6 protein-coding genes are annotated in these 7,908 nt (G+C 71.3%); 2 read left to right on the forward strand and 4 right to left on the reverse strand.

From position 1 onward, the window contains the following. Positions 1 to 316 (forward strand): helix-turn-helix domain-containing protein (locus tag HF577_RS35670; RefSeq protein WP_169400418.1); only part of this gene is annotated, 316 nt, incomplete at its 5' end. A gap of 27 nt (positions 317 to 343) precedes the next feature. Here the strand turns inward: HF577_RS35670 and HF577_RS35675 are convergent. From HF577_RS35675 to HF577_RS35690, 4 genes are all read right to left on the reverse strand, one after another. Beyond that, entirely contained in the window at positions 344 to 1,831 is a 1,488-nt protein-coding gene (locus HF577_RS35675; RefSeq protein WP_169400419.1) for a dynamin family protein, read from the reverse strand. Next, on the reverse strand, positions 1,828 to 3,687 hold the full coding sequence (locus HF577_RS35680; protein ID WP_169400420.1) for a dynamin family protein: 1,860 nt from the start codon (positions 3,685 to 3,687) through the stop codon (positions 1,828 to 1,830). Before HF577_RS35680 ends, HF577_RS35675 begins: the two co-directional genes overlap by 4 nt. Positions 3,688 to 3,855: 168 nt before the next feature. Continuing rightward, on the reverse strand, positions 3,856 to 4,725 hold the full coding sequence (locus HF577_RS35685; protein ID WP_246267912.1) for an IniB N-terminal domain-containing protein: 870 nt from the start codon (positions 4,723 to 4,725) through the stop codon (positions 3,856 to 3,858). A gap of 272 nt (positions 4,726 to 4,997) precedes the next feature. Continuing rightward, on the reverse strand, positions 4,998 to 5,852 hold the full coding sequence (locus HF577_RS35690) for an IniB N-terminal domain-containing protein (protein WP_169400421.1): 855 nt from the start codon (positions 5,850 to 5,852) through the stop codon (positions 4,998 to 5,000). A 290-nt stretch (positions 5,853 to 6,142) separates the two neighbouring features. On the opposite strand from HF577_RS35690, the gene HF577_RS35695 reads away from it, so the two are divergent. Beyond that, positions 6,143 to 7,908: Hsp70 family protein (locus tag HF577_RS35695; RefSeq protein WP_169400422.1), on the forward strand; the 1,766-nt coding region annotated here is incomplete at its 3' end.

Genomic DNA, 7,908 nt, shown 5'->3' on the forward strand with positions numbered 1-7,908 from the left:
CAGCGACACCGGTCCCACGGGCATCCCGGTCACCGTGCCCGCGGCGCGCCAGGCCGGTGGCCAGCCCCCCGCGGTCCCGGACCCCGACCTCCCCCCGGCCACGGGCGACGAAGGTCCGCTGAGCGGGCGCGAACGCGAGGTGGCGGCACTGGTGCTCGAGGGGCTGACCTACAAGGAGATCGGCGAGCAGCTCTTCATCTCGGCGAAGACCGTGGAGCACCACGTGGCCCGGATGCGCCAGCGGCTCGGCTCCAGCAGCCGGGGCGAGCTGTTCGCCCACCTGCGCCAGATCGTCGGCAACGCCGCGGAGGCGTAGGAGCGCGCAGAGCCCTCCTGGCCTCCGTCAGCGGTACAGGCCGGCGAGCACGCCCTCGCAGCTGCGGACCACCAGCCGGGCGACGTCCGACACGGCGCGTCCGGACATCGGGCTCTCGGCCCGCCGCTGCCAGCGGGCCACGGCGTCCAGCGCCGCGGCGCGCAGCTCGTCGGGGTGGGCGTCGGGTTCCAGCCCGAGGCGCGCGGCGGCCGAGCCGCCGTCGCCACCGAGCAGCCGCTCGGCCTCCTGCAGTGCCTCGGTGGGCAGCCGCACCGCACCGGAGCGCAGCGTCGACAGCAGCCGCAGCTCGGCGAACTCGTGGGCGCCCGCCAGGATCCGTTCCACCTCCGCCACCAGCGGCGCGGCCGCCGGGCGGGGCTCGCGGGTGAGCACGAGGTCGACGGCCAGCAGCGCCGAGCGCGCCTTGAGCAGGTCACGGCGCTCGGTGAACTGGGTGGCGAGCACGCTGCGCAGATCGTCGAGCCCGCTGCGCTTCACCAGTTCGGTGGCGATGGCGTTCGGGTCGTTCATGCCCTGGCGGATCAGCGTGGTGGACAGCCGCACGCCGAACAGGCCGAACCGCTCCATGAGGCGGGCCCGGGTGTCGGCGTCGGGCCCGGTGGACGGGTCCGGGAGCTCGGCCCGGGAGAAGCGGTCGACCGACAGCAGCATCGCGTCGAGGTCGGCCCGGGGCAGCTCGGCGAGCGCGGTGAGGGCGGCGAACTCGTGCTGACGCATGGTGCGCCCGGTCTGGGCGAGCAGGCCGGCCACTGCCACGACCGTCTGGCACAGCCCCCGGATCTTCTCGTCGGCCCGGTAGCGCCGCGCGATCCGGCGTGCCGAGCTCAGCGCGTCGAGCCGCCCGACGCCGATCTCGTCGGCCCGGGACAGGACGCCGATCGTGTTGACGGGCGTCGCCCTGGCCACGCCCTGGTCGAAGAACGACTCCAGGAAGCGCACGTCGGTGGCATGCAGGTGGCGCATCAGGTAGATCACGGCGTCGGCCTGGCTGGGCGACTCGTCGGGGGTGAGGAAGGCGCCGGCCCTGGCCGAGGTGTCGGCCGACAACGACGCGATACCGGGGGTGTCGATGAGGGTGTGGGTGCGCAGGCTCTGCGACGGCCACTCCACCTCGAGCTTGTCCACCTGTTCGACCGGCGTGCCCTGCAGGTCGAAGGACAGTGCGCCGTTCGCACGGCTGATCGCGAGCTGCCGCGGTGGCACCCCCCTGGGGTACATCATCACCTTGGGGACCTGGGCGTCGATGTACCACGTGACGATGCGGGTGCACTCGCCTGCGTCGGTGGGCGCGATCTCCTCGCCGACCAGTGCGTTGAGCAGCGTCGACTTCCCGGCCTTGACCTTGCCGGCGATCGCGACGCGCAACGGTTCGTCGAAGCGGTTCAGGTTGTGCTGCAGCCACCCGACGGCGTTCGGGCTGTCGCGGTAGACGTCGATCGTGCGCCGCAACAGCACGCGGACGACGGAGCCGAGCGCGGGGGTGGGACCGTTCACAGGGACTTCCTCGCCGGGCTCCGGGGCGCTGCCCCCGACCCGACGGCGACGGGTTGACCGGCACCCAGGTCCTTCACGAGTGCGCGCGCCCTGGTGGCGAGCCCGTCGATGCGCTCGAGCTCGGCCTTGAGGTCGCGGATCCGCCGCTCACGCTCGGAGCTGGTGGTCTTCACCGCGTTCTGCGCGGCGAGCACCGACGCGGCCAGCGACGTGCTCATCTCCTCGGCGATGGCGCTGAAGTGGTCACGCAGCTGCCGCTGGGTGCGCCGCAGCATGTCGCGGGAGTCCTTGCCGACCTGGAACGTCACCTCGTCGATGTGCTTGCGCACGGCCTGCTTCCCGTCCGAGCGCCGTTTCATCAGCTGCCTCTTGCTCTCGTCACGCACGGACTTGACGCCCAGCGCGATACCCGCGGGCGCCCCCGCGAAGATGGGCAGGCCCATGAAGGCGCCGAGCATGCCGAACATCAGCATGCCGCTGTAGCCGCCCCGCATCCCGGTCAGGAGCTTCTGGCCGGTGCCGAACTTCTCCACCTCGGGCTTGACGAGCGGGTCGACCTTCCCGGCCATCCCCTCGTCGTCGAACCGCAGCTCGGGAAGCAGGATGTCGGCTCCCTCGGCGAAGTGCTCGGCCACCCGCCCGGCGAGCCAGCGGGCACGTTCGGCCGCCCACACGAAGTTGGCGGACGCCGCGGACGACACCTGCTGGTGGAACCACTCCGCGAACTGCTCCCAGATCTCGGCCGGGTCGGCGTCGTCGATCAGCTGTTCAGCCTCGCGCGTGATCGTGCGCAGCCGGTCGCGCAGGTCGTAGTCGATGTCGGACTGCAGGTCGGCGACGCCGTCGTTGAGCGTGATCTGCCACCGTGAGGAGCGCTGCTTGAGCTCGTCGGCGTTGCCCTTCGCCCGCGACAGCTCGGCGACGAGCGACTCCATGCGCTCCGGGTCCTGCTGGACCTCGAGCTCCGCCTTCATCCCCGCGGCGAGCTGCTCGGCAACGGACAGCACGTCGTGGCTCGTCGAACGCCGGTCCAGGTCGTCGGACTGGGCGACCACCTTGTTGAGCAGGAAGTTCACCAGCTGACGGAACCCCGACTCGTCCATGAGCGCGGTGTCCTGCGTCTTGGCGGCGTGCAACCGCAGCATGGAGGACACCGGGAACATCTCGGCGTCGATCCCGGTGGCGGCGAGGTGGCCGCGGTCGAGCTCCATGATCCGGCGCCAGTGCGGGTAGAGGTCGGTCTTCGTGAGCACACACGCCACGTTCGGGCACAGCTTCAGCGCCGCCTGCAGGAACTCCAGCTCGGGTCCCGTGTACTCCTGCGCGGTGTCGGAGACCAGCAGCACGGCGTCGGCGCTCGGCAGCGCCGACATGGTGGCGGCGCCGTGTGCGGACCCCAGGCCGCCGACGCCGGGGGTGTCGACGAGCACCAGGCCGCCGGCGAGCAGCTTGCGGGGCAGCCCGACCTCGGCGTAGCTCAGCATCGCCTTGTTGCCCGGGTTGCCCGCCTCGGAGACGTACTCGGCCAGCCGCGCGGCGGGCACCTCGATGCGCTCCGGGGCCCCGTTCTCGGAGCCCTCCCGCACCAGGGCGACCGTGGTGGTCTCGGCGTGCTTGACGACGGTGGGCACGGCGGTGGCGATGTCGTCGTCCACCGGGCAGACCGGAGCGTTGACCAGCGCGTTGACCAGCTGGCTCTTGCCCTGCTTGAACTCCCCGACCACGAGGACCCGCACATCGGGGTCGACCAGGCGCTTGCGCGTCTGGAGCAGCCTGCCGCCGAGATCGGACCGTTCGTAGGCGGTGGTGGCCTTCAGTGCGAGGTCGACCAGTTCGACCGCTGCGGGTACCGCCACGGTGTCCCTGCCCTCCTCACGGCTGCGTGTGCAGGCGCGAACCTGCTGCTTCCAAGAACGACACCGGCCCCGCCACCTCGGAGGATCCCGTGGAGTGGCGGGGCCGGTGGTCGCATCAGCTGGAGATTACCCCGGCATGGGGCGGGCTCCGGCGACCGGTGAACGTGATCAGTGGTCGACCGTGAGGTCGTTGTGGCTGTCGACGTCGTTGTGCGTGGTGTCGTGCGAGTCGACGTCGGTCGAGGAGTGCGAGTCGTTGAAGGAGCCCGACGTGGTGTCGTTGTCCTCGTTGAACGAGTCGTCGTACTCGGTGCTGGTGTTGGTCTCGGTGGTGGTGTCGTTGAACGAGCCGTCCACGTCGGAGCTGCCGTCGGCGTCGCCACCGACCGCGATCGCGCCACCGTTGTTCACCGAGACGTCCTCGAACGAGGTGCTGTTGGCGTCGCCGTCGCCGAACGCGGCGGTGTTGTCGTCACCGCTGATGACGTTGTTGTCGTCACCCACGACGTTGTGCTCGCCGTTGACGTTGTTGTCGCCGACCTGGTTGTCGTCGCCGGTGACGATGGTGGAGTCCTCGATGTCCCCGCCTGCCGCCACGGCGCCGTCGCCGGAGGCGACCGAGGAGTCGATGTCGATGTCCTGGTCGAAGTCGCCGCCACCGGTGTCGATCTGCTGGTTGACGGAGTTGTCGACGATGGTGTCGCGGTCGTCGACGTGGTTGTTCGTGATGTAGGTGTTCAGGTAGCGGACGGTGGCGTCGTGGTCGCTCTCACCGTCGTGCCGGTCCGGGGTGTGCGGCGGGGGCACGTGGACGTTGTGGTGCCCGCCGTTGCCACCGGAGTTGTGCTCGCGGTCGAAGTCGGCGTCCTGGCTGTCCTCGAGCAGGACGAGGGCGTCGCGGACGTCGTCGGGCGAGATGTCGCCGCAGGAGGCCAGGAAGCTCTCCGGGTCGTCCTTGTAGGCGGCCAGCGCCTCCGGGTCACGCAGCAGGTTGAGCAGCAGGTCGAGCAGCGAGGTCGAGGTGGTCATCTCGGTCATCTCCCCAATGTGGGTCGGGTTCGCGGGCTGCCGGGCGAACCGGCGTTGCCAGGAAAACTAGGTCGCTCCGCCGGCCGGGCCATCGGGGATCGTCCAGAGTTCTCGATCCCGGAGGTGGGGGCTCGGCGTCGTGTCTGCCTGGGGGATCGGGGGGCCGGGACCGGCCTTTCCGATCGGCGGGAGGGTGGCCTCCCGGACGTGCGGCGGTGCAGCGCCGACCGCGGCCCCGCTCCTGCAGGAGCGGGGCCGCGGTCAGCGCGGGTGGAACCTGATCAGTGGTCGATGTCGACGTCGTTGTGGCTTCCGACGTGGTTCACGGTCTCGTCGTGCGAGTCGACGTCGGTCGAGGAGTGCGACTCGTTGAAGGAGTTCGACGTGTTGTCGTTGTCCTCGTTGAACGAGTCGTCGTACTCGGTGTGGGTGTTGACCGTCGTGTTGGTCTCGTTGAACGAGTCCTCGACGTCGTAGTCGCCGCTGGCGTCGCCGCCGACCGAGATGGCGCCGCCGTTGCCCACGGAGACGTCGTCGAAGGAGGCGCTGTTGGCGTCGCCGTCGCCGAACGCGGCGGTGTTGCCGTCGCCGCTGATGACGTTGTTGCCGTCACCCACGACGTTGTCGTGCCCGCTGACGTTGCCGTCGCCGACCTGGTTGCCGTCGCCGCTCACGATGGTGGAGCCGTCGATGTCCCCGCCGGCCGCCACGGAGCCGTCGCCGGAGGCGACCACCGAGTCGACGTCGATGTCCTGGTCGAAGTCGCCACCGTGGGTGTCGATCTGCTGGTTCGTCGAGTTGTCGACGATGGTGTCCTGGTCGTTGACGTAGTTGTTGGTGATGTACCGGTTGAGGTACTCGACCGCTGCCTCGTGGTCGCCACCCTCGTAGTGCACCGGAACCGGCGGCGGCGACGGGAAGTGCACCTCGTTGTGGCCGGTGTTGTACTCCCGGTCGAAGTCGGCGGTCTGGTTGTCCTCGATCAGCGTGAGGGCGTCGTGGACGTCCGCCGGGCTGAGGTCGTCGAGGCCGTAGTACTTCAGAGCGGCGTCGGGGTCGTCGGCGTACCAGTCGCGGGCCTGCTCGTTGGTGAGCAGCTCACGCAGGAACTCGAGCAGCGTCATCGGCTCGCTCATGGCGATCATCTCCGGTGTGTCGGTGGGGTCCCGGTCGGGCCGACCGGCGTTGAGACGAAAGCTATGAGGGGGGCACCCCCGGGCCATCGGGGATCAGCCATGGTTCGCCGACCGCCCGTTCGGGGATCGGGCGCCGAGCCGTCGGGGGACCCGGGGGAACACATAGGGGATCGGGCTCCCACCCCTGCGTGACCCGTTCGGGAGCTAACGGACGTACGCAATACTGCGATGCCGTTAGAAGTGGGACCGATCCCGGCGTCGGGGCCGGATCGGCGGCTGAGGGGAACTCGATGGGCTACCAGCTCGGTATCGACCTGGGGACGACGTATACCTCAGCTGCCGTGTGCCGGTCGCCTGGCCAGGTCTGGGCCGAGCCGGAGGTCGTGACCCTCGGCACCCGCAGCTCCATCGTCCCGTCGGTGCTGTTCGTGGCCCCCGAGGGCTCGGTCGTGGTCGGTGATGCCGCCGAGCGCCGCGCCCTGACCGACCCGGATCGGGTGATACGCGAGTTCAAGCGCCGGATCGGCGACCCGACGCCGATCCTGGTGGCCGGGCGGGCGTGGGCCCCGGAGGAGCTGTCGGCCCTGCTGGTCCGGTGGGTGGTCGACCGGGTGGCGGAGCGGGAGGGCGGCCCGGCCGACCGGATCGCCGTCACCCATCCCGCGTCATGGGGCACGCACAAGAAGGACCTGCTCGCGGAGGCGCTCGCGGACCATGGCCTGACCGTCACGTTCCTGGCCGAGCCGCAGGCCGCCGCCCTGCACTACGCGGCGGCCGAGCGGATCCCCGCCGGCTCCGCGATCGCCGTCTACGACCTGGGTGGTGGCACGTTCGACGCCGCGGTCGTCCGCAAGGGCGACCTGTCGGCCGACGCGGCCGGCGTCGGATTCGGACTGCTCGGCCATCCCGAGGGGATCGAACGGCTCGGCGGCATCGACTTCGACGACGCCGTCTTCGAGCACGTCAGGTCGGGCCTGCCGGCGGCCTTCCCCGCCGATCTGGACGACACCGACCCCGCGGTGCTCGCCGCCGTGGCCCGGGTGCGGCGCGAGTGCACGGAGGCCAAGGAGGCGCTGAGCAGCGACACCGACGTCTCCATTCCGGTGCTGATGCCCGCCTCCCGCGGCTCGGTGCGGCTGCACCGCAGCGAGTTCGAGGCGATGATCCGGCCCCACATCGAGGACACGGTCGCCGCGCTGCGCAGGGCGGTCGCCTCGGCCGGCCTCATCCCCGAGGAGCTAACGGCGGTGCTGCTGGTGGGCGGCTCGTCGCGCATCCCGCTGGTCGGGCAGCTCGTGTCCGAGCAGCTCGGCAGGCCCGTGGCCGTCGACGCCGACCCGAAGAACGCCATTGCCAAGGGTGCAGCGCTGGCCGTCTCGCCGAAGCCGACCGCGTCGTGGCCGGGTGTGGTGATCCCCCCCGTCACCGGCACCACGGAGGTGGTCGAGCACTGGACCCCTGCCGGTGCCGCCGTGTTCCCGCCGGTCCGGCCGCCGCTGCCCGCCCTGACCCCCGCGGGCGCCTCGTCGCAGTCCGGGAGGTTCGCCGGCTACCCCGCGGCGTCGCACGAGCCCGCCACGTCGTTGCTCTCCGGCAGCCCGGCGCCGTCGGCCGCGCCTCAGGCGGAGTGGATCCACCGCGAGCCGGTTCCCGAGCAGCGGCAGGTCGGGTTGCTGGTGGGGATCGGCGGGCTCCTGGCCGCCGCGGCGGTCGGGGCCGCGGTGATGCTGTGGCCCACCCCTCCCTCGTCCGCGGAGATCGGCACGAACAACCGGCCGAGCGACGCCGTCGCCACGTCCGAACCCGAACCCGGTCCCGACTCGCCGGTGGTCCCTCCTCCTGACACGGGTGCCCCCCGGGAGGATGCGGGGGGTAACGGCGGCAGTGGTTCCGGCGGTTCGGCGGGCAACGGGAACAACGCACCCGGCAGCGGTGGCGGCCCCGTCCGCGCCCCCGCCCGGCCCAGTGCCGGTGGCTCCGCGCCGACGACGACCGCGGTGGTCGATCCCCCGCTGGGCGGGCCGACGTCCGAGCCGCCGCCGGCGCAGACCACGAC

This window comes from Pseudonocardia xinjiangensis (assembly GCF_012911925.1).
Lineage (GTDB): Bacteria > Actinomycetota > Actinomycetes > Mycobacteriales > Pseudonocardiaceae > Pseudonocardia > Pseudonocardia xinjiangensis.

Bases quoted from the DNA above. Each gene is read 5' to 3' on its own strand.
- HF577_RS35685 (WP_246267912.1), bottom strand. From the start codon at position 4,725: ATGACCGAGATGACCACCTCGACCTCGCTGCTCGACCTGCTGCTCAAC.
- HF577_RS35690 (WP_169400421.1), bottom strand. From the start codon at position 5,852: ATGAGCGAGCCGATGACGCTGCTCGAGTTCCTGCGTGAGCTGCTCACC.